This is a genomic window from Curtobacterium sp. MCLR17_045, from assembly GCF_003234405.1.
GTDB lineage: Bacteria > Actinomycetota > Actinomycetes > Actinomycetales > Microbacteriaceae > Curtobacterium > Curtobacterium flaccumfaciens.
On sequence record NZ_QKTB01000013.1, the window covers coordinates 1 to 20,757 of the forward strand.

A 20,757-nucleotide genomic window follows, 5' to 3' on the forward strand; every position below is an offset into this window, starting at 1 on the left:
CTTGGTGACCTGGTAGCCGAGGTAGTTCGAGAACCCGTAGGAGCCGATCTTGCCGGCGGACACGGCGTCGTCGAGGAACCGCAGGGTCTCGTCGATGGGGGTCGGGAGGTCACAACACCCCGCTCAGGTTCGCCGAGCGGTCACGAACCGTCGGTTGTGCCCGTTCCAGTCGACACTTCGTGACCGTCCGGCGGCGCAGGAGCGGGGAGTCGTGGCCGGCTCGTGCGTGCGGCTTGCGCGTGTCCTGGGTCTTCTCTCCCGCACAGGAGGCCCGGCTCACCTCGTTCTCCACAGGTCCCGAGTGCGCGTGGCCGGCTCACGTGCCCCGCAACGACCATGACGGCATGCCAGCTGCCCGTCGCCTCCCTGCTCCGTTCGACCGATCCACCTTCCGCGTGGCCGATGCGGTGGGGCACGGCATCGATCCGGAACGACTCAGACGCGCCGACCTGGCAGCCCCGGTCCACGGTGTGCGTGCTCCGATCGACTCGGTGGACTTCATCGACGCCGTCGCCCTGGTCATGCGTCCCGACCAGTTCTTCAGCCACACGACCGCCGCCGCGATCTGGGGTGCGCCACTGCCGCAGTCGGTGCGCTCGGTCGGCCCGTTGCACGTCTCGACCGCGAGGGACGGGAGCCGGATGCGTCGGCCCGGCGTGGTCGCGCACCGGCTGGACCGGCCGAGGACCGTCGAACACCGCGGGTTCCCGGTCAGTGTCCCCGCGCAGATGTGGTTCGAGTGCGCCGGCGTGCTCGCACGTGACGCGCTGGTCGCGATCGGGGACCACCTCGTCGGACCAGCCGGGCTGGCGACGGCGGACGACCTCCGTGTGTCGATCCGCCCCGGCACACGCTTCGCGCTCGCTGCTCGGCGCGCGTTGGACCTCGTCCGGGCCGGGGCGGAGTCGCCGCAGGAGACCTGGCTCCGTCTGGCCGTGGTCGATGCGGGGTTCCCCGAGCCGGAGCTGAACGTCGACGTGCACGATGCTGCGGGGCGGTTCCTCGGCCGCGTCGACATGGCGTGGCCGGAGTTCGGCATCGCGTTGGAGTACGACGGCGATCACCACCGGGAGCGCGACACCTTCCGACACGATCAGCGTCGGGACAACGGGTTCGTGGTGAACGACTGGCTCGTGATCCACGCGACCGCATCGGACGCGCACCGACCCGCGGTGTTGTTCGAGCGACTCCGCCAGGCGTTCGAGGTCCGAGCGGTCGGAAGTCGTCGGCGGTCAGCGTGACGGCCGTGATCACCACGCGGAAGAGCTCTTCGCCGGGCGGTCACGACATGCCGTCGGCTGTGCGCCGGCCGGTCACGAACTGTCGGTCAGCGGGCGTGCAGACGACAGATCGTGACCGCTCGGCGGCGTCGGACGGGGTGTTGTGACCGCACGGCCCGCGGGACGCGAGCGCCCGGGCCGCACGGCGCGCGCGGGTCAGGCGGCGAAGTCGCGGGGGAGCAGGGGGAGCCAGACGCGGAAGGTGGCGCCGCCGCCCTCGGTGTCGAAGACCTCGACGGAGCCGTGGTGCGCCGCGACGATGCCGGACACGATGGCGAGCCCGAGGCCCGAGCCGCCGGTGTCCCGGGCGCGGGAGGTGTCCGCACGCCAGAAGCGCTGGAAGATCTTCTCGCGCAGCTGCGGCGGGATGCCCTCACCGTGGTCGATCACGTCGAGGTGTGCCATGCCGCGCTCGTCGTCCACGCCGATGCCGATCTCGATCGGGTCGTCGTTCGCCGTGAACCGCATGGCGTTGCCCATCAGGTTCGTGACGATCTGGCGGATCTTGTTCTCCTCCGCCAGGACGATCGGCGGGCGCTTCGGCAGCACGACCGTGGGCAGCGGGGTGGTCTCGTCGGTCGGTGCGGCACCGGCGTCGATGTTCATGGCGCGGGTCCGACGGGCCCGCAGGCGCGCGATGGTCTGGCGCGAGAACGCGATCGGCCCGGTGGTGTTCGCCGAGGTGGGCGACACGGGCGGTGCTTCACCGGAGTCCGGAGAGCCGATGGACGACGACGCCGACGGGCGGACGGCCTGGGGCACGCTCTCGCCGGTCAGGGAGTCCTCGACGAGGACCTGGATCTCGCGGTCGGGGTTGGAGGCCATCGTGTCGAGCGCCGAGTCACGGGCGATGGCGACGAGGTCGACCGGGCCGAGCTCGAGCGGCTTCGACTCGTCGATGCGGGCGAGCTGCAGCAGGTCCTGCACGAGCAGGCCCATCCGCTGCGCTTCCTTCTCGATGCGCTCCATCGCCTGGGCGACGTCCTCTTCCTTGCGCAGGGCGCCCATCCGGTACAGCTCGGCGTACCCGCGCAGGGACACCAGCGGCGTGCGGAGCTCGTGCGAGGCGTCCCCGACGAACCGGCGCATCTGGGCGATGGTGCGCTCACGGTCCTCGAACGCGGAGTCGATCCGCTCGAGCATGACGTTGAGGGAGCGGTTGAGTCGGCCGACCTCGGTGTTCGGGGTGTCGGCCTCGAGGCGCTGGTTGAAGTCACCCGCGGCGAACCGTGCGGCAGTGTCCTCGACGTCGCGCAGCGGGTCGAAGGTCGCGGTGACGAGCAGCCGGGTGAGCATGGCGCCGAGCAGGATGACCGAGGCACCGAACCCGAGGAAGATCGCGGTGAACTTGCCGATCGTCTCGTCGGTGCCGGCGCTGGAGACCGCGATGAGCACGTAGCCGGTCTCGGTGGTGCCGTCGGACTGGTTCTGCAGCGACGCCGGGATGATCTGCGCACGCCACTCGTGGTTGTGCTGGCTGTCGTAGAGCGAGATGCGCTGGTTCGCCTGCGATGCCTCGACCAGGGTGGCTTCGCGGACGTCGGGCCGGCTCGATGCCTTCGTCTGGCAGATCCGGTCACCGTCGGCGTCGTACGCGGCGACGTAGGCGCTCTGCGAGACCACGACGGACAGCTTGCAGTACTGCTCGCCGTCGCTGATGTTCTGGCCCTCGAGCTGCTCGGTCGTCTGCTTGACCGTGTTGTCGAGCTGCTGCATGAGGTAGGTGGACAGCACGGTCATCGTGCCGAGTCCGGCGACGAGCAATCCGAGCGCGACGAGCAGCACCGTGATCCCGGTGATCTTGGTGCGCAGGGAGATCCCGTCCCACCAGTGGTTCATTCGCGTGTGCATGCTGCCCCAACGATAGACAGCGGCCGCCCGGTGAAACCGGACGACCGCCGTGAAGTCGAGCCCCGTGGGACTCCTGCTCCTACGAAGCCTTGGACGCCTTCAGCATGTAGCCGAAGCCGCGCTTGGTCTGGATGATCGGCTCGGCGGAGTACTGGTCGAGCTTGCGGCGCAGGTACGAGATGTAGCTCTCGACGATGCCCGCGTCACCGTTGAAGTCGTACTCCCACACGTGGTCGAGGATCTGCGCCTTCGACAGCACGCGGTTCGGGTTGAGCATCAGGTAGCGGAGCAGCTTGAACTCGGTGGGCGAGAGCTCGATCTGGGCGTCGCCGATCGTGACCTCGTGCGTGTCCTGGTCCATCGTGAGCTCGCCGGCGCGGATGATCGCGTCTTCCTCGTCGTTCATGGTGCGACGGAGGATGGCCTTGATGCGGGCGACGATCTCGTCGAGCGAGAACGGCTTGGTGACGTAGTCGTCGCCGCCGACGGTGAGGCCGGTGATCTTGTCCTCGGTGTCGTCCTTCGCCGTCAGGAACAGGATCGGCGAGGTGTAGCCCGAGGAACGCAGGCGCTTGGTGACACCGAAGCCGTTCATGTCGGGCAGCATCACGTCGAGGATGATGAGGTCCGGCTCTTCTTCCAGCACGGCGGAGATCGCCTGTGCTCCGTTGCCCACCGCACGCACGGCGAAGCCGGCGAAGCGCAACGAGGTCGTCAGGAGGTCGCGGATGTTCGGCTCGTCGTCGACGATCAGGATCTTGGGGCCATCGCTCATGGTCTTATCTTCTGACTGTTCCCTCGGGGTTTCCTGAGAGCGGTTCGTACGTCAGCCCACGGGCGTCTGGACCTGGTCGGCATCCAGGATCGTGTACGAGTACCCCTGCTCCGCCAGGAACCGCTGCCGGTTCTGCGCGAAGTCCTGGTCGACGGTGTCCCGGGCCACGAGCGTGTAGAACGACGCGGGCAGGCCGTCCTTGTTCGGGCGGAGGAGCCGGCCGAGCCGCTGCGCTTCTTCCTGCCGGGACCCGAACGAGCCGGAGACCTGGATGGCGACGGTCGCATCGGGCAGGTCGATCGAGAAGTTCGCGACCTTCGAGACGACGAGCACGTCGACCTCGCCGGACCGGAACGCGTCGTACAGCCGCTCCCGTTCGTCGACCGGGGTCGCCCCCGTGATCTCCGCGGCGTCGAGCGACGCAGCCAGTTCGTCGAGCTGGTCGATGTACTGCCCGATCACCAGGATCTGCTCACCGCGGTGCTTCTCGATGAGTTCCCGCACCACCGGCGTCTTGGCCGGGGACGTCGCGGCGAGCCGGTAGCGCTCGTCGTCGCTCGACGCCGCGTACTCCAGGCGGTCCTGGTGCGGCAGGTCGATGCGGACCTCGTAGCAGGAGGCCGGCGAGATGTAGCCCTGCGCCTCGATCTCCTTCCACGGGGCGTCGTACCGCTTCGGCCCGATGAGCGAGAAGACGTCGCCCTCGCGGCCGTCCTCGCGCACGAGCGTCGCGGTGAGACCCAGGCGGCGGCGGGCCTGCAGGTCGGCGGTCAGCTTGAACACCGGCGCGGGCAGCAGGTGCACCTCGTCGTAGACGATGAGCCCCCAGTCGAGGGCGTCGAGGAGCGACAGGTGCGTGTACTCGCCCTTCCGGCGGGCGGTGAGGATCTGGTAGGTCGCGATCGTGACCGGCCGGATCTCCTTGACGCTGCCCGAGTACTCGCCGATGTCCTCCGGCGTCAGGGTCGTGCGCTTGAGGAGCTCGGTGCGCCACTGTCTGGCCGAGACGGTGTTCGTCACGAGGATGAGCGTGGTCGCCTTGACGGTCGCCATGGCGCCCGCGCCGACGAGCGTCTTGCCCGCACCACAGGGCAGCACGACGACGCCGGAGCCCTGGGCGAAGAACGTGTCGACGGCCTGCTCCTGGTACGGCCGCATGTGCCACTCGGCGGTGTCCAGGTCGATCGGGTGCGGCTGGCCCGGGGTGTAGCCCGCCAGGTCCTCCGCCGGCCAGCCGAGCTTCACGAGCTCCTGCTTGATCTGCCCCCGCGCCCACGGCTGCAGCTCGACCTCGGTCGAGGACCGCATGTCACCGAGCAACGGCTTGATGCGCTTCGACCGGATGACCTCGGCCAGCACCGACGGGTCCTCGGCGGTGAGGAACAGGAGCGGCAGGCGCTCGAGTTCCTCGGTGGGGGAGTTCGCGATCACGGGGGCGTCGGGCCGTTCCTCGCGACGGATCACGAGCCGGCCGTAGCGCGAGACCGTGTCGCGGATGTCGACCGTGACGCTCTGCGGCACGGGGAACTTCGCGAAGCGTTCCAGGGTGTCGATCATCGCCTCGGCGTCGTGGCCCGCGGCGCGCGCGTTCCAGAGTCCGAGGCGGGTGATCCGGTAGGTGTGCACGTGCTCGGGAGCGCGTTCGAGCTCGGCGAAGGCCGCGAGCTCGTGGCGTGCGTCCTCGGCATCGGGGTGCGCGACCTCGAGGAGCACGGTGCGGTCGCTCTGCACGATCAGCGGTCCGTTCATGACCTGCCAGCCTAGCCGTCGGCACCTGCGTGCGGGTGACCGCGCGGCTTAGGCGTCGCTCTCGACCGACACGACGAGCGAGAGCGGCAGGGTGCGTTCGACGTCGACGGCCGTGTCCCGCCCGCGGACGCGTCCGGCCGCGACCGAGGTCGGCACGATCGAGAACGGCCGCTCCGAGCCGTCCGGCATCCGGACGGTCACACGGATCGGCGTGCGTCCGCGCACGGCCAGGTCGATCTGCCGACCGAGCCACTCCTGCTCCGGCTCCGCGTCGCCGCGCTGCGTCGTCAGGCGGAGCCGTTCGACGAGTGCGTGCGCCGACTGCTCCGGCGAGCGTCCGGTGGGGCTGCGCCGGCCGGGAGGCCCGTGGTGCGCCTCGGGGCGGGCTGCGGTCGTCAGGACGGCCGGGTAGCGCTGGTCCTCGAGTGCGGTGTGCACGACGTGCGGCGGGTAGCGCGTGGTCAGCGTCGTCAGGTCGGGCCGCTCCCACGCGAGCTGCCGGAGCTCGGCGTCCACCCCGACGAGGTCGAGCTGGTCGGCGGTGCCGCGGACCTCGGTCCCGACGCCGCCCGGCCCCCGGTCGACGACGATGCTGCCGTCGCGTCCGGCCACCTGGTCGATCAGGTAGGCGAGGGGCTGCGGGATCCCGGTGGCCGACAGCCGTCCGAGCAGGGACAGCAGGTCGTCGCGGGAGTGTCCGGCCCGGAACGCCGCGCGCAGGGTGTCCTCGGAGACGCGGTAGCGCGCCGCGAGGCCCGGTGCCTCGAGCACGGCGACGGTGCGCAGGGCGTCGTCGTCCACCGGCGCGAGCGGCCCCGGTGCAATGACGGTGAGGTCGTGCTGCAGGTAGACCCGCTCGACGGTGCCCGGCAGGTCGTCGGCGGCCTGCTCGGCGTCGCCGTCGAGGAGCGCCCGGCCGGTGCTCGTCACGATGCCGTCGACCGCCAGGCCGAGCGACGCCGCGGTGCCGGCGACGTCGAGCAGCAGGGCGTCGAGCCAGCGGGACCCCGCCGGGTACGCCCAGCGCCCGAGCGGCACGAGGTCGCGCAGGTCCCCGTCGGCCAGCTCGAGCACCTGGTGCACGGCGGGCGGGAGCGTGTCCGACCACGCGGCCACCAGCGACACCCAGCGCTCCGGCCAGCTCGCGAGCAACCACGCGTGCCCGGGGTCGGTGACGATCCACCGCCCGGTGTCGGGGTCGGCGAACCCGATGGCGTCGAGCAGCGCCAGGCGACCGGCGACGAGCTCGGCGTCGGTGCCGATGCGCTCGGCGAGGGTGCGGGCGAGCGGCATGCCGATCCCGCCCTTGACGAGTTCGCGGACCGCGCCGGCGTCGACCGCCCGCAGCAGCTCGGCGAGCACGGTCATCGTCGCGAACGCCTGCTCCGCACCCGTGGTGCGCGCACGCTCGAGTGCCGCGGCGTGGAGGGCGGGAGCAGCGGGGCGGACCTGCTCCGGGCCTCCAGGCTGCTCGTCGAGCGAGGTGAGGTCGGGGTGGGCGGCCACGCGAGCGGCGACCGCGTCGTCGACCGCGCCGTCCTCGTCGGCGAGGCCGAGCTCGATCGCGGGGCCGAGCGCGTCGACGGCGCCGCCGTCGCGAAGCGCCAGGATCGTGGCGCGCGGCAGGTGCTCGACGGCGGCGTCCACGGCGTCGTCGCTGCGGAGCGCCTCGGCGAGGTCGAAGAAGTCGGTGATGCGCTGCGGGCCGGTCTCGGCGAGTGCAGCGGTGGGGAGTCGCCTCGCCGCGACGAGGCGCTCGAGCGCATCGTCCGGCATCGCCCGGAGTCGGGCGGCGAGGTCGGCGGTGGTCGTCATCGTCCGGTGCCAGCGTCCGGGGCGGACGTCAGCGAGCCGTCCGGTTCGCTCGTGCGCGACGTGTCCAGGTGATGCCGAGGAGCGTGAAGACCAGCACCATGGCGATCGGGAAGCCGTAGAGCGGGATCGCCATGACCACCGGCCACGGCATCGCACCCTGGGCGCTGGGAGCGGTGAGCCACATGATGATCATCGCGACGAAGCAGAGCAGGCCGAGGATGATGATCCCACCGATCATGAACGCCAGAGCGCGTTCGGTACGATTGAACAGCACCGGGGGTTCTGCGGAGTCCTGCGGGTTCCCGGTTGATCGGGTCGGCTTGGCCATCGACCCAGGATATCCGACGCACCACGGCCGTACCACGACCTCGAGGAGTCCACGCATGCCCACCGGCAAGGTCAAGTTCTACGACGACGACAAGGGCTTCGGCTTCATCACCGGAGACGACGGCGACCAGGTGTTCCTGCACGCGTCCTCGTTGCCCGACGGCGTCGTGACCGTCAAGGCCGGCACGCGGCTCGAGTACGGCGTCGTCCAGGGCAAGAAGGGGTCGCAGGCGTTGTCCGTGCGGGTGCTCGAGCCCCAGCCGTCGCTGTCGCGGATGACCCGTCGCTCCGCGGACGACATGGCCGTGATCGTCGAGGACCTGGTGAAGGAACTCGACCGGATCAGCGGAGACCTCCGCCACGGCCGCTACCCGAAGAACGGCGATCGCATCGCCGCCATCCTGCGGCACGTCGCAGACCAGTTGGAGGCGTGACCCCATGACCGAGTCCGAGACAGCAGGGGCCGAGACGGCTCCCGACGCAGCGTCCATCGACGCAGCATCCGTCGACGCAGCGTCCATCAACTACACCGACCTGGCGCGCGAGGCGTTGCTCGAGGTCACCCCGGAGTCGACCGTCGGCGCACCCGTCGGCACCGTGGACGAAGGGGACGGCGTCGTGTCCGTCCTGTTCGCCAACCGCCTGCCCGGGTACCCCGGGTGGCGCTGGACCGTCAGCGTTGCGAAGATCGGCGACGACGAACCCACCGTGCTCGAGGTCGAGCTGATGCCCGGGGACGGCTCGCTCGTCGCGCCCGAGTGGGTGCCGTGGTCCGAGCGACTGGCCGAGTACCGGGCCGCGCAGGAGCACGAGGGCGAGGACGCGGCGGACGAGGACTCGGACGACGAGGACTACGACGACGAGTCGGATGAGGACGACGACGAGGACTCGGACGAGGACGACGACTACGACGACTCGGATGACGACGAGGACGACGACGAGTCGGACGACGACGATGACGACGAGTTCGACGCCGACGAGGACGACCTCGACGAGTCGGACGACGACGACATCGAGGGCGTGGACGTCGATGCGCTCGCCGATGTGAGCGACACCGACACCGACACCGAGGACGAGGCCCCGCAGCCGCCCCGTCGCCGCCGTGCCCGCCGCGTGCAGCCGTTCGAGCCCGACGCCGATCTCGAGGTCGACCAGCTCGACGCCGGCGAGGCCGACCCGGGCTTCCACCGCGCCTGACCCACCCGGACCGAAGAACGGGCCCGGCACCACCGATCCGGTGGTGCCGGGCCCGTCCTCGTTCCGGCGGGTGTCCCCGAAGTCAGCGCAGGGCGTCGATCGTGAAGTCGATCGCGCGCACGAGCTTCGCGACGTCGTCCGGGTCGATCGCGGTGAACGTCGCGACGCGCAGCTGGTTGCGGCCGAGCTTCCGGTACGGCTCGGTGTCGACGATGCCGTTCGCGCGCAGGGTCGCGGCCACGGCCTTGGCGTCGATCGAGTCGTCGAGGTCGATCGTGGCGACGACCTGCGACCGAGCGGCGGGGTCGGAGACGAACGGGGTCGCGGAGTCGCTGGCCTCGGCCCAGTCGTAGATCGTCGACGACGAGTTCTTCGTGCGGAGGTCCGCCCACGCCAGGCCGCCGGACTCGTTCATCCACCGGACCTGCTCGTCGAGGAGCAGCAGCGTGGAGATCGCCGGGGTGTTCAGGGTCTGGTTCAGGCGCGAGTTGTCGACGGCGTTCTTGAGCGACAGGAACTCCGGGATGTACCGGTCGGAGGCGGCGATCCGCTCGATCCGCTCGATCGCGGCGGGGGAGAGCAGCGCGAGCCACAGGCCGCCGTCCGAGGCGAAGTTCTTCTGCGGGGCGAAGTAGTAGACGTCGGTGGCGCTGACGTCGAACAGGGCACCACCGGCGGCGCTCGTCGCGTCGACGACGGTGAGGGCGCCGGCGTCACCGGTCGCGCGGACGACCGGGGCCATGACGCCCGTCGAGGTCTCGTTGTGCGGGTAGGCGTAGACGTCCACGCCCTCCACCGGCTCGAGTGCGGCGAGGGAGCCACCCGGCGCCTCGACGACGTGCGGCGCCTCGAGCCACGGGGCCGCTGCGGCCTTGGCGAACTTCGACCCGAACTCGCCGAAGGACAGGTTCTCGGCACGGCGCTCGATGAGGCCGAAGGCAGCGGCGTCCCAGAACGCGGTCGAGCCGCCGTTGCCGAGGACGACCTCGTAGCCCTCGGGGATCTGGAACAGGTCTGCGAGGCCGGAGCGGACGCTGCCGACCAGGTCCTTCACGGGCTTCTGGCGGTGCGAGGTGCCGAGGATCGTGGCGCCGCGCGTCACGAGGGACTCGAGCTGGGCGCCGCGGATCTTCGACGGACCGCAGCCGAAGCGACCGTCGGTGGGGAGGAGTTCGGCCGGGATGACGATGTCTGCCATGCACCGATCCTACCGACGCCGATCCGCCTGCCCGAGCCCGTGTACCGGCCGGACGGGGAGGGTTCGACCCACCTGTCCACCGCGTCGGATGACCCTTTCTCACGTGCACCCGGGCGCCGGTCGGTGTTCGTCGGTGCGAACAAGTAGTGTGGTCGGCGCTGGGCCCAGACATGAGAGGCGGACCGTGACCGATCTCGTCGACACCACGGAGATGTACCTTCGCACCATCCTCGACCTCGAGGAAGAGGCGATCGTGCCGCTGCGCGCGCGCATCTCCGAGCGCCTCGGACACTCGGGCCCGACGGTCTCGCAGACCATCGCCCGCATGGAGCGCGACGGCCTGGTCGTCGTCTCCGGTGACCGCCACCTGGAGCTCACCGACGAGGGTCGTTCCCGTGCCACCCACGTGATGCGCAAGCACCGTCTGGCCGAACGCCTGCTGGCCGACGTCATCGGACTCGACTGGGCGTTCGTGCACGACGAGGCCTGCCGGTGGGAGCACGTCATGAGCGAGCAGGTCGAGGTCCGCCTGCTCGAGATGCTCGGCAACCCGACGGAATCGCCGTACGGCAACCCGATCCCGGGGCTGGCCGAGATCGGTGGCCCCGCGGCCGCCGGGTTCCTCGACGGCGTCCAGAACATCGTCGCCGCGACCGAGGGCACCGACGCCGTCACGACCGGGGTCGTCCGACGCCTGGGCGAGCCCGTGCAGTTCGAACCGGAACTCCTGCACCAGCTCCGCACCGCCGGCGTCATGCCCGGGCGCGTGGCGAGCGTGCAGCGTGCTGGCGCCTACGTCGCGGTCCGCGTCGAGGGTGAGGACTCGGGCATCGAGTTGCCGATCGAGGTCGCGCAGCACGTCTACATCGAACGCGGCTGACCGTTCCTGGTCGTTCCTGAGAGTCTTTACCGTTTCGTTACCTGCGGGGCGTTTGGTCTCGACTCGGTAACGACGCTTCCGTACACTCGTCCGAGTCGCCGCGCTGCCCCTGAGCCGGAGACCCGTGGCAGGACGTCTCGAACCCGTCTCCTGCCTCGATCGGAAACGATGACGAACGGATGGGGTTGCACACCGCCGGACACCCACGGCGGCGTGATGACGAGACGTTGGAGACACACCTCTTGACGCAGACCGGTACCGCCGCGGACGACCAGACGCCCGCGAACCCGACGAACACCGAGAACGCCACCACCGCCCCGCTCACCCGGCGGGCCGTGCGCGAGACCGAGGGCCGCCCGGTCCGCAAGGTCGTGCCGGTGCGCTCCGCGCCGCTGCCCGGTGGTCGTCGTGCCGCGCAGGCCGCGGCAGCCGCGAGCACCGCGAAGGCCAGCTCCTCGTCGCGCAAGCGCAAGTTCCTCGCGCCGGTCGTCCTCACCGTGGCCGCCGGCATGTTCGGCACGGTCGCGGTCGCCCCGGCCTTCGCAGCGACGACCTCGAGCAACTCGACCGCCGCCGCCGACGCCCAGCGTCAGGTCCGTGCCACGCAGAGCCAGGAGCTGTCGGTCTCCGACGCCGTGGCGCTGGCCGACACGAGCCGTGACGGCTTCGGCGCGACGTCCACCGCGACGCTCGACGCCGAGAAGGCCGCGAAGCAGGCTGCCGCGGACCAGGCCGCCGCAGCGAAGGAAGCCGCCGCGCAGGCCGAGCAGACCCAGACCGCCCGCGCCGCGACCGCGAAGCAGTACTCCTCGTACACCGGGCCCACCGCCGCCGAGTACGCGGCCAGCTCGTCCGCCGCCGACACCCCGTTCTCGCTGCCGGCCGTGGTCGCCACGGGCAAGCAGTACATCGGCACCCCGTACGTCTTCGGTGGCGCGGACCCGTCGGGCTTCGACTGCTCGGGCTTCATCATGTTCGTGTACGCCCAGTACGGCATCAACCTCGCGCACTCCGTGCCGCTGCAGGACCAGGCCGGCACGACGATCCCCGAGTCCGAGGCGCAGCCCGGTGACGTCGTCATCTTCAACAACGAGGCGCACGACGGCTTCTACATGGGGAACGGCATGATCATGGACGCCCCGAAGCCCGGTGGCACCGTACAGATCCGTCCGATCTGGACCAGCGACTACCACATCGTCCGCTTCGGCATCTAGCGAACGCTGCCCCCGGGGGAGTGTGAACTTCTCCAGAACCGGCCCGCACACCCTCGTGCCGGGCCGGTTTCTGGGTTAACCTGACGCTGCACCGGTCCGCACCGGCGCGAACAGGAGACCCTCATGTCGATGTTCCGCACGACCCGCACCATGGGTCGGCGCGCGCGCGTCGACATATGGTCGAGCACAGCCTGCGTGCACGAGCACGCCCCTGCATGACGAGAGCACTGCCCATCCGGGTGGTGCTCTTCGTGGTTCCAGGGGTGTGAACAGGTCGTCCTCACCCGTTCGCGTCGTCGGTCCGACGCACCCGCAGCGCCTGGAAGCCGTCCAGGCACGTCGGAAGGGAACCCATGCGCACTCTCGTCCTCAACGCCGGTTACGAGCCCCTCGCGGTGATCTCGTTCCGACGAGCCCTCGTGCTGGTCATGAACCAGAAGGCCGCCATCGTCGCCGCCGACGTCGAACACCCGGTGACCGGGTCGACGTCGAGCTACGACCGTCCGTCCGTCATCATCCTCACCCGCTACGTGCGCATCCCGCACTCCAGGCTCGTGCCGGTGTCCCGTCGCGGTGTGCTGCGTCGGGACGGCAACCACTGTGCCTACTGCGGCCGGCACGCCACCACGATCGACCACGTGCAGCCGCGGTCGCGCGGTGGGCAGGACTCGTGGGAGAACCTCGTCGCCTGCTGCCTGGCCTGCAACAACACCAAGGGCGACCGCACCCCGCAGGAGATGGGGTGGCGCCTCCGGTTCCCGCCGAAGGTGCCGCACGGGTCCTCGTGGGTCGTGCGCGGCATCGAGCGTCCGCAGGCGGAGTGGGACGAGTACCTCGTGGCCGCGTAGCGGCCGTCGGTCCGCACCACCAGACGGACTGGAGGCCCGTGGCGACGCCGCCACGGGCCTCCAGTCCGACGGTCGCACCGCGACTCCCGGCACCGCCGCGGGCGTCCTCGCCTGTCCGGACAGGTGCCCGCCGAGTTCACGCGCCGTCCACGCCACGTGCACCGGGACGGAACCCCGCCCCACCGCTGACCTGCGACAGTTGCGGCATCCGCACCGGACCGGCACTCCGCGCCGCCCGAAAGGTCTTCATGCCCCGCTCCGCACACACCGCACTCGACACTGAGACGGACCACCAGCCGCTGACCGAACGGTACGACGTCGTCGTGGTCGGCGCGGGCATCGTCGGGCTCGGCATGGCCTACGAGGCGCTCCTGCAGGGCGCCCGGGTCGCGGTGGTCGATCGTGCGGGCGCGGTCGTGGGGGCGAGCGTCCGGAACTTCGGCCACGCCTGCGTCACCCCGCAGACCGGCGAGGCGGCCGGGTACGCCCAGGAAGCACGCCGCCGCTGGCTCGTACTCGCGCAGCTCGCCGGGTTCACGGCCCGCGAACGCGGTGCCCACGTCGTCGCCCGTCGTCCCGAGGAGCTGGCGGTGCTCGAGGAGTACCGCGACTCCGGCGCGGACCTGCGGCTGGCCGACGCGGCCGAGATCGCAGCGGCGGTTCCGGTCGACCCCGGCTCGGCCCTCGGCGGCGCGCACCTCGCGCACGACCTGCAGGTCGACCCCCGGGAGGCGGCACCCGCGATCGCGCGCTGGCTCGCCGGGCAGGGGGTCACCTTCCACTGGCGCACCCCCGCGCTCGAGGTCACCACCGGCGCCGTCCGCACCGGTCGCGGCGTCGTGCAGGGGACCCGGATCGTCGTCTGCACCAACCACGACCTCGACCAGCTCTTCCCGGAGCTCGCCGAGTCGATCGGCCTGGTCCGCTGCAGGCTCCACATGCTGCGCGCGACGATCCCCCTCGCCTTCCCGCTCACCGCACCGCTGCTGACCGGGTGGTCGCTGCTGCGCTACTCGGGGTTCGCCGCGATGCCCGGAGCGGCTGCCCTGCGGGACCGGCTCGCCGCCGACCTGCCCGAGGGGATCCGCTGGGACCTCAACCAGATGTACACGTCGCCGCCGGACGGCAGCGTCATCGTCGGGGACACCCACGAGCGCGGGGTCGACGCGCCGCCGTTCCAGGACGAGGACGGCTTCCGGCTGCTCGTCACCGAGGCCGAGCGGCTGTTCGGTGCGCCGGTCTCCGTCGTCGACCGGTGGCAGGGCGTCTACGCTTCGGCGCCGGGGCGGGAGTTCCTCATCGACCGACCGGTCCCCGGGGTCGACGTCGTGACGGTCACCACGGGCATCGGCATGACGACCGGCCTCGGCATCGCGCCGACGGTCCTCGGCTGAGGGAGACCGTCAGTCGCGGAGCATGCCACCACGCCGGCGAACGGTGCGACCCCGGCGGCCTCCGGCACCGGTGAGGTCGTCACGCGGTCGTCACGCCCTGGCGGCGGCGGCGTCGACCTCGGCGAGCACCGACGGCAGCTCGGCGACCGAGTCGAGGACGTGGGTGTGCTGGACGGTCGCGAAGTCGGCGTCCTGATGCGTGCCGGTCCGCACGCCCGCCACGACGGAGGCGCCGGCGCGGTGTCCCGTGAGCAGGTCGGCGACGGTGTCCCCGACGACTGCCACGTCACGGACGTCGTCCGTGCCGGTCCGGAGCACGGCGGTGAGCACCATGTCTGGGTACGGGCGCCCGCGTCCGGCGTCGGCGGGCGAGAGAGCGAGGTCGACCAGCGGCCGCCAGCCGAGCAGGTCGAGCACCGCGTCGCGCGTCGCCGGCGAGAAACCGGTGGTCAGCGCGATCCGTCGCCCCGCTGCGCGGAGGGCGACGAGCGTCTCGACGGCGCCGTCCACCGGCCGCACGCCGCGGTCGAGGGTCATTGCGTAGGCGCGCTCGAAGGCGGTGTTCGCCGCCTCGGCGCGGACACTGTCACCGTCGAACAGCGCCGTGAACACGGCGATCTTCGACTGGCCCATGGTGTCGACGGCGTACTGCACGGCGCGGTCGTGCTCGGTGCTGCCGTGCTCGAGGCCGACGTCGGTGAGCGCGGTGCGGAAGGCGTCGAGGACGACGCCGCCATCGTCGACGGTGGTTCCTGCCATGTCGAGGCAGACGAGCGAGATCATGGGACTCCTGGGTACGTGCCGTCACGCCGGGACCGGCGCGGTCCGACCAGCGTCGACGCACCCCGTTGCGGGCAGAGGATGCGCGGGTGTCCGCCAGGTGAACGCCGCCGGGAGGCTCGTCACGGCCTGTGCGGACATGCAGTCGGTCCGCCGGTGGGAGCGGCTCCGGTCCGCGCTCGCCGATCTGCGTCGGTGGCGCTGAGTAGCGTCGGCCGCATGGGCGAGACACCGCACATCGACGACGCGACCATCGACGACCTGCGCGCGCGGCTGCGCGCCACGCGCTGGCCGGACGCACCCGCCGGGGTCGGCTGGTCGCTCGGCGTGGACCTCGACGTCCTGCGCCCGCTCGTCGAGTACTGGGCCGACGGGTTCGACTTCGACGCGCACCGCGCCGAGCTCGCCGCGCTGCCCTCGCGCCGTGTCGACGTGGACGGCATCGGCATCCACGTCCTGCACGCCCGCGCGCCGCAGCCCGACGCTCTGCCGGTCCTGCTCGCGCACGGCTGGCCGGACTCCGGGTGGCGGTACCGCAAGGTGCTGCCGATGCTCGTCGCCGCCGGGTACGACGTCGTCGTGCCGGACATGCCCGGGTACGGATTCTCGGATGCGCCGCCCCAGGTGCTCGACGCCCTGCAGGTGGCCGGCATGTGGGCGACGCTGATGACGGACCTGGGGTACGAGCGGTTCGCGGTGTCCGGTGGCGACATCGGCACGCACGTCGCCCGCTACCTGGCGCTCGACCACCCCGACCGGGTCGTCGCCGTGCACCGCATCGACGGCGGGCTCGCCTGGCCGGGGCTCGACTCGTCGACGCTGTCCGCCGCCGAGCAGGAGTTCGTCGCCGCGACCGATCGGTGGCGCACCGCCGAGGGCGCCTACGCGATGCTGCACCGGACGAAGCCGCAGACCGCGGCCGTCGGGCTGAACGACTCACCCGCGGGTCTCGCGGCCTGGATCGTCGAGAAGCTCCGGGCGTGGAGCGACTGCGACGGGGACCTGTGGTCGGTCTACACGCGTGACGAGGTCCTGGCGCTCCTCACCGAGTACTGGGCCACCGCCACGATCGGCTCGGCGATGCGGATGTACCACGCGAACGCGGCGATCCCGGCGGAGCGGCTGGAACGACGGGTCGAGGTGCCGTCCGGGTTCTCGATCTTCCCCGGCGACATCGTGCGGGCGCCGCGCGAGTGGCTCGAGCGCACCACGAACCTCGTGTTCCACCACGAACTCGACCGCGGCGGGCACTTCGCGCCGTTCGAGCAGCCCGACCTGTTCGTCGACGAACTGCACGCGTTCTTGGGGCCCTTCCGCCGCTAGAGTGGTCGGGCCAGCCTCTGTAGCTCAATGGAAGAGCAGTTCCGTCCTAAGGAAACGGTTGGGGGTTCGAGTCCCTCCAGGGGCACACCAGCAGGTCGGAGGGGTTCGAGTCCCTGCAGTGCCGACCAGGGGCACCAGTACATCGAAGTGGTTCGAGTCCCTGCCACGCGTTGGTGCCGCTCAGTGCCTCGGTGTCGCGAGGTTGACGGCGTTCACGAGGAACGAGGTCCGGGTCGCGATCGTGTACTTCACGGCATCGCTCACCCCGGTCGGATCGATCGAGAACGCGTCGAGGTCAGCCGCCGCGATCCCGGTGAGCGACGCGATGTTCGCGACCGTCAGCCCGGAGACCTGCGTGAGACCCTCGAGGATTCCCCGGACGCGGTCGTCGTCGGGCACGCTCGGAGCTGCGGCCAGCATCGCTGCGAGGACGGCGAGCCGCTGCGATTCGTCGGGAGTCAGCCCGGTCCCGAGGGCGGTCAGACCCTGGTGCTCGATCCCTGGGCCGTCCAGGTACGCGGAGAGCGTGGGCTCCGAGATCCCGGTCATCTGGGCGATCGCGTCGAGCACGACGGAACGGTGCTCGATCAGCGCGCGGAGTTCCGCCCGGACGTCGAGGGCTTCGGCAGTCATCTCGTTCCCTTCCTGGTGTGACGGCGGGTCAGGTGGCAGGTCAGTTCTCCACAACCGTCGCCCCGGACGGTAGTCGAGCCCGCTGGCCCCGTACGATTGACCCCGTGTCCAAGGTCCTGAGCAGTCTCCCCGTCGGCGAACGAGTCGGCATCGCGTTCTCAGGGGGTCTCGACACCTCCTGCGCCGTTGCCTGGATGCGCGAGAAGGGAGCGATCCCCTGCACGTACACGGCCGACATCGGCCAGTACGACGAGCCGGACATCGACGCCGTTCCGAGCCGCGCCCACGAGTACGGCGCGGAGATCGCCCGACTGGTCGACGCGAAGAGCGCCCTGGTCGAAGAAGGCCTGGTCGCCCTGCAGACCGGTGCGTTCCACATCCGCTCCGGCGGCAAGACGTACTTCAACACGACGCCGCTCGGCCGCGCGGTGACGGGCACGATGCTCGTCCGCGCGATGAAGGAAGACGGCGTCGACATCTGGGGCGACGGCTCCACCTACAAGGGCAACGACATCGAGCGGTTCTACCGCTACGGCCTGATGGCCAACCCGCGTCTGCGCGTCTACAAGCCGTGGCTCGACTCCGAGTTCGTCGAGGAGCTCGGTGGCCGCAAGGAGATGAGCGAGTGGCTCGTCGCCCGCGGGTTCCCGTACCGCGACTCCACCGAGAAGGCGTACTCGACCGACGCGAACATCTGGGGCGCGACGCACGAGGCGAAGAGCCTCGAAGAGCTGTCGAGCGGCCTGGACATCGTCGAGCCGATCATGGGTGTCGCCGCGTGGCGTGACGACGTCGAGGTCGCGACCGAGATCGTCAGCGTCCGGTTCGAGGCCGGTCGCCCGGTCGCGATCAACGGCGTCGAGTACACCGACGCGGTCGCCCTGGTCTACGAGGCGAACGCCATCGGTGGCCGCCACGGCCTGGGTGCGTCCGACCAGATCGAGAACCGCATCATCGAAGCGAAGAGCCGTGGCATCTACGAGGCTCCGGGCATGGCGCTGCTGCACATCGCCTACGAGCGCCTGCTCAACGCGATCCACAACGAGGACACGGTCGCCTCGTACCACAACGAGGGTCGCCGTCTCGGTCGCCTGATGTACGAGGGCCGCTGGCTCGACCCGCAGTCCCTCATGCTCCGCGAGTCGCTGCAGCGCTGGGTCGCCTCCGCCGTCACCGGCGAGGTCACGCTGCGCCTGCGTCGCGGCGACGACTACACGATCCTCGACACCACGGGCCCCGCGCTGTCGTACCACCCGGACAAGCTGTCGATGGAGCGCGTCGGCGACGCCGCCTTCGGCCCGGACGACCGCATCGGCCAGCTCACCATGCGCAACCTCGACATCGCGGACTCCCGTTCGCGGCTCGAGCAGTACGCCGCCGCCGGCCTCATCGGTGGCGCGACGGCCGAGCTCGTCGGCGAGCTCGAGGCGGGCGAGGCCGAGGAGATCCTCGGCGGCGCGATCGTCGCCTCCGACGCCGAGGACGCGATGGGTCGTCGCACGGACCTCGCCTCCGAGGGCGCTGCCTTCGACTCCGGCACCGACTGATCGAGCGGACCCGCGCCCTGGGCGCGACCCCCTGATGACGGGAGGCCCGGTGCCAGCTGGCACCGGGCCTCCCGTCCGTCGTCGCGACGTCTCAAGCCGCGCTGCTCGCGAGCAGCAGCTCGAGCTGCTCGACGACCAGGTCGGGCCGGGTGATGAAGGGATGGTGCCCGCTGGGGACATCGACGCTCCGCGTCGCACGTGCCGCGTGCGCTCGCTGGAGGCCGACGGTGGTGCTCCGGTCCTCGGTGCAGACCAGGTAGGTGGAGTCGACTCCCTGCCAGCCCGCCGCGGTGGTCGGCGTGACGAACGCGGCAGCGGACTGGGCGGTGACGCGGTCCCACGCAGCTCGCTGCACCTCCGGGTCGGCGTCCTGCAGGAACCGCGCGCCGAACGACGAGGCGTCGTACCCGACCACTGCCAGGGCTCCGTCCCCGGCATCACCGATCGCCACCGGATCGGGCTCGTCCGACATGATCCCGGCCTGGGCCGATCCGACGTCGGGCAGGTAGGACGACGCGTACACCAGGTGCTCGACGGCATCGTGCTGGCCGGCCTCGGCGACGACCGTGCCGCCGTACGAGTGCCCGACGACGATCGCGCCGTCGCTGCGGTCGAGCGCGGCCCGGAGCGCTGCCGCGTCCTCGACGAGACCACCTTCGGGGCGGCCGGACGGGCCCTCGCCGCAGGACGGCAGTGCCACCGATCGACTGCGGACACCGGTGCGGTCGAACAACAGGTCGGCGGTGGGTTGCCACCACCAGTCACCGTCGCGGACGAGCGCGCCGTGGACGAAGAGGATCTCCATGGGCCGACGCTACAGCGCACCCGCCTCGCCGGCCCGTCGCGTCCGTCAGCCGCGAAACGCATCCGCCTCGACGGCGCTCCGGCGCGACCGTATCGTTGCGGTACCGGGTCAGTCATCAGGGACTCGTCGTCACGATGCTCCTCACGATCTGTGAGGTCTGGCACAGCGGGTCGACCCGGACGGATCCGAGATGCGCATCATCTCGACGAAGGGCTGGTCGCCATGACCGCCACCATCCAGAACGCCTGGCACCGCCACGGCCTCCGCTCGCCCGAAGACCTCGCCGCCCTCGTCGCCGAACGCCTCGAAGGAACCGGCCACCAGCTCGTCAGCGTCAGCGAAGCGCGCTACGAGCCCACCTACGCGGACTTCCTCGGCGAGCAGCTCTGACCCCCAGCGGGCTGCCGCTCGACCGTCGGTAGAGTCTGCGCATGCGCACAGCTCGAACCACGGCGGCGGCACTGGCGATCGTCGCGGCGGGACTGCTGACGCTCGTCGGCGTCCAGCCCGCGTCGGCCCACTCGGCCCTGACCAGCAGTACCCCGGCGGACGGGGCGGTCGTCACCGAACCGCTCGAGTCCGTCGACCTGACCTTCTCCGAGGCGCCGCTCGCCGGCCTCGACGCCGGACTCCGGATCCAGGTGACGGACGCCTCCGGCACCGACGTCGCCACGGGTGACGTGACGGTCTCCGGAACGACCATGCGCCGCGCGGTCGACCTCGACCAGGGCAGCTACACGGTGCTCTGGCGGTACGTGTCGCCGGACGGCCACCCGATCGAGGGCACGCTCGCGTTCGAGTACCGGGCCGCAGCGCCCGTGTCGACCCCGAGCGCGAGCGTCACCCCGACCCCGACGGCGAGCACCGCTCCGACGTCGAGTGCCACCGCGACGGCCACCGGAGCCTCGGACGGTGCTCCGTCCTCGTCGCCGGGCATCGCGCCGGGCGTGTGGATCGGCCTCGGCGCCGGGGCCGTCCTGGTGGCCGGCGCGGTCGTCGTGCTGCTGCTGCGGCGCGGCCGCAGCGCGTAGCGCGCGCGGCGCCGCGACGCGCGCTTCGTGAGCAGAAGCGGTCGGGTCGCACGCGCGCACCCGACCGTTCCTGCTCACCAAGCGCACGCGGCGCACGGAACGCGACCACG

20 protein-coding genes, 1 tRNA gene and 1 pseudogene are annotated in these 20,757 nt (G+C 71.1%); 12 read left to right on the top strand and 10 right to left on the bottom strand.

Annotation, left to right across the window (positions count from 1 at the left end; genetic code table 11):
* Positions 1–111 (bottom strand): annotated as a pseudogene (locus DEJ05_RS18435) (aldo/keto reductase); the annotation flags it as partial.
* A 233-nt stretch (positions 112–344) separates the two neighbouring features.
* Between DEJ05_RS18435 and DEJ05_RS09975 the strand changes: the two are divergent.
* Entirely contained in the window at positions 345–1,241 is an 897-nt protein-coding gene (locus tag DEJ05_RS09975; RefSeq protein WP_146245076.1) for a hypothetical protein, read from the top strand.
* 195 nt (positions 1,242–1,436) lie between these two features.
* Here DEJ05_RS09975 and DEJ05_RS09980 read toward each other — a convergent pair whose 3' ends face one another.
* From DEJ05_RS09980 to DEJ05_RS10000, 5 genes are all read right to left on the bottom strand, one after another.
* Entirely contained in the window at positions 1,437–3,131 is a 1,695-nt protein-coding gene (locus DEJ05_RS09980; RefSeq protein WP_111089032.1) for a cell wall metabolism sensor histidine kinase WalK, read from the bottom strand.
* 79 nt (positions 3,132–3,210) lie between these two features.
* A complete protein-coding gene (locus tag DEJ05_RS09985) occupies positions 3,211–3,906 on the bottom strand; it encodes a response regulator transcription factor (protein WP_017888045.1) in 696 nt (231 codons plus the stop codon).
* A 51-nt stretch (positions 3,907–3,957) separates the two neighbouring features.
* The gene (locus DEJ05_RS09990; RefSeq protein ID WP_111110330.1) at positions 3,958–5,655 is read right to left on the bottom strand and encodes a DNA repair helicase XPB; all 1,698 of its coding nucleotides are present in this window, start codon (positions 5,653–5,655) and stop codon (positions 3,958–3,960) included.
* Positions 5,656–5,703: 48 nt separating this feature from the next.
* Positions 5,704–7,470, bottom strand: a complete 1,767-nt coding sequence (locus tag DEJ05_RS09995) for a helicase-associated domain-containing protein (protein ID WP_111110331.1) — start codon at positions 7,468–7,470, stop codon at positions 5,704–5,706.
* 28 nt (positions 7,471–7,498) lie between these two features.
* Positions 7,499–7,798 carry a hypothetical protein gene (locus tag DEJ05_RS10000; RefSeq protein ID WP_146245077.1) on the bottom strand — a complete coding sequence of 100 codons (300 nt, stop codon included), beginning with the start codon at positions 7,796–7,798 and terminating at the stop codon, positions 7,499–7,501.
* 55 nt (positions 7,799–7,853) lie between these two features.
* Here DEJ05_RS10000 and DEJ05_RS10005 point away from each other — a divergent pair, with 55 nt between their 5' ends.
* Together DEJ05_RS10005 and DEJ05_RS10010 are read left to right on the top strand one after the other, a co-directional pair.
* Positions 7,854–8,231, top strand: a complete 378-nt coding sequence (locus DEJ05_RS10005) for a cold-shock protein (RefSeq protein WP_111110333.1) — start codon at positions 7,854–7,856, stop codon at positions 8,229–8,231.
* 4 nt (positions 8,232–8,235) lie between these two features.
* Positions 8,236–8,994 (top strand): DUF3027 domain-containing protein, encoded by a 759-nt coding sequence (locus DEJ05_RS10010; RefSeq protein ID WP_111110334.1) that lies wholly within the window; start codon positions 8,236–8,238, stop codon positions 8,992–8,994.
* Positions 8,995–9,076: 82 nt separating this feature from the next.
* Here DEJ05_RS10010 and serC read toward each other — a convergent pair whose 3' ends face one another.
* Positions 9,077–10,192, bottom strand: coding sequence for a phosphoserine transaminase (gene serC / locus DEJ05_RS10015; protein WP_111110335.1), 1,116 nt, complete (start codon positions 10,190–10,192; stop codon positions 9,077–9,079).
* Positions 10,193–10,376: 184 nt separating this feature from the next.
* Between serC and DEJ05_RS10020 the strand changes: the two genes are divergently transcribed.
* The 4 genes from DEJ05_RS10020 (at position 10,377) to DEJ05_RS10035 (ending at position 14,528) form a co-directional block, all read left to right on the top strand.
* Positions 10,377–11,072, top strand: a complete 696-nt coding sequence (locus DEJ05_RS10020; protein WP_071404062.1) for a metal-dependent transcriptional regulator — start codon at positions 10,377–10,379, stop codon at positions 11,070–11,072.
* 242 nt (positions 11,073–11,314) lie between these two features.
* Complete coding sequence (locus DEJ05_RS18390; RefSeq protein WP_111047001.1) at positions 11,315–12,286, top strand: C40 family peptidase; 972 nt, start codon at positions 11,315–11,317, stop codon at positions 12,284–12,286.
* A gap of 353 nt (positions 12,287–12,639) precedes the next feature.
* Positions 12,640–13,134 carry an HNH endonuclease gene (locus DEJ05_RS10030; RefSeq protein WP_027466591.1) on the top strand — a complete coding sequence of 165 codons (495 nt, stop codon included), beginning with the start codon at positions 12,640–12,642 and terminating at the stop codon, positions 13,132–13,134.
* A gap of 248 nt (positions 13,135–13,382) precedes the next feature.
* Positions 13,383–14,528, top strand: a complete 1,146-nt coding sequence (locus DEJ05_RS10035) for a TIGR03364 family FAD-dependent oxidoreductase (RefSeq protein WP_111110336.1) — start codon at positions 13,383–13,385, stop codon at positions 14,526–14,528.
* A gap of 90 nt (positions 14,529–14,618) precedes the next feature.
* On the opposite strand, the gene DEJ05_RS10040 is transcribed toward DEJ05_RS10035, so the two are convergent.
* Positions 14,619–15,311 carry an HAD family hydrolase gene (locus DEJ05_RS10040; RefSeq protein WP_111110337.1) on the bottom strand — a complete coding sequence of 231 codons (693 nt, stop codon included), beginning with the start codon at positions 15,309–15,311 and terminating at the stop codon, positions 14,619–14,621.
* A 216-nt stretch (positions 15,312–15,527) separates the two neighbouring features.
* Between DEJ05_RS10040 and DEJ05_RS10045 the strand changes: the two genes are divergently transcribed.
* Both DEJ05_RS10045 and DEJ05_RS10050 read left to right on the top strand, forming a co-directional pair.
* Positions 15,528–16,631 (top strand): epoxide hydrolase family protein, encoded by a 1,104-nt coding sequence (locus DEJ05_RS10045; RefSeq protein ID WP_111110338.1) that lies wholly within the window; start codon positions 15,528–15,530, stop codon positions 16,629–16,631.
* Positions 16,632–16,644: 13 nt separating this feature from the next.
* Positions 16,645–16,716, top strand: a tRNA-Arg gene (locus tag DEJ05_RS10050).
* Between the two features lie 95 nt (positions 16,717–16,811).
* On the opposite strand, the gene DEJ05_RS10055 is transcribed toward DEJ05_RS10050, so the two are convergent.
* Positions 16,812–17,264 (bottom strand): HTH domain-containing protein, encoded by a 453-nt coding sequence (locus DEJ05_RS10055; protein WP_111110339.1) that lies wholly within the window; start codon positions 17,262–17,264, stop codon positions 16,812–16,814.
* Between the two features lie 104 nt (positions 17,265–17,368).
* Between DEJ05_RS10055 and argG the strand changes: the two genes are divergently transcribed.
* Complete coding sequence (argG, locus tag DEJ05_RS10060; RefSeq protein WP_042540079.1) at positions 17,369–18,811, top strand: argininosuccinate synthase; 1,443 nt, start codon at positions 17,369–17,371, stop codon at positions 18,809–18,811.
* Positions 18,812–18,902: 91 nt separating this feature from the next.
* On the opposite strand, the gene DEJ05_RS10065 is transcribed toward argG, so the two are convergent.
* Positions 18,903–19,616 carry an alpha/beta hydrolase gene (locus tag DEJ05_RS10065; protein WP_111110340.1) on the bottom strand — a complete coding sequence of 238 codons (714 nt, stop codon included), beginning with the start codon at positions 19,614–19,616 and terminating at the stop codon, positions 18,903–18,905.
* A 222-nt stretch (positions 19,617–19,838) separates the two neighbouring features.
* On the opposite strand from DEJ05_RS10065, the gene DEJ05_RS18100 reads away from it, so the two are divergent.
* Complete coding sequence (locus tag DEJ05_RS18100; RefSeq protein ID WP_155896891.1) at positions 19,839–20,006, top strand: hypothetical protein; 168 nt, start codon at positions 19,839–19,841, stop codon at positions 20,004–20,006.
* A 41-nt stretch (positions 20,007–20,047) separates the two neighbouring features.
* The gene (locus DEJ05_RS10070) at positions 20,048–20,647 is read left to right on the top strand and encodes a copper resistance CopC family protein (RefSeq protein WP_111110341.1); all 600 of its coding nucleotides are present in this window, start codon (positions 20,048–20,050) and stop codon (positions 20,645–20,647) included.
* Positions 20,648–20,757 lie beyond the last annotated feature (110 nt).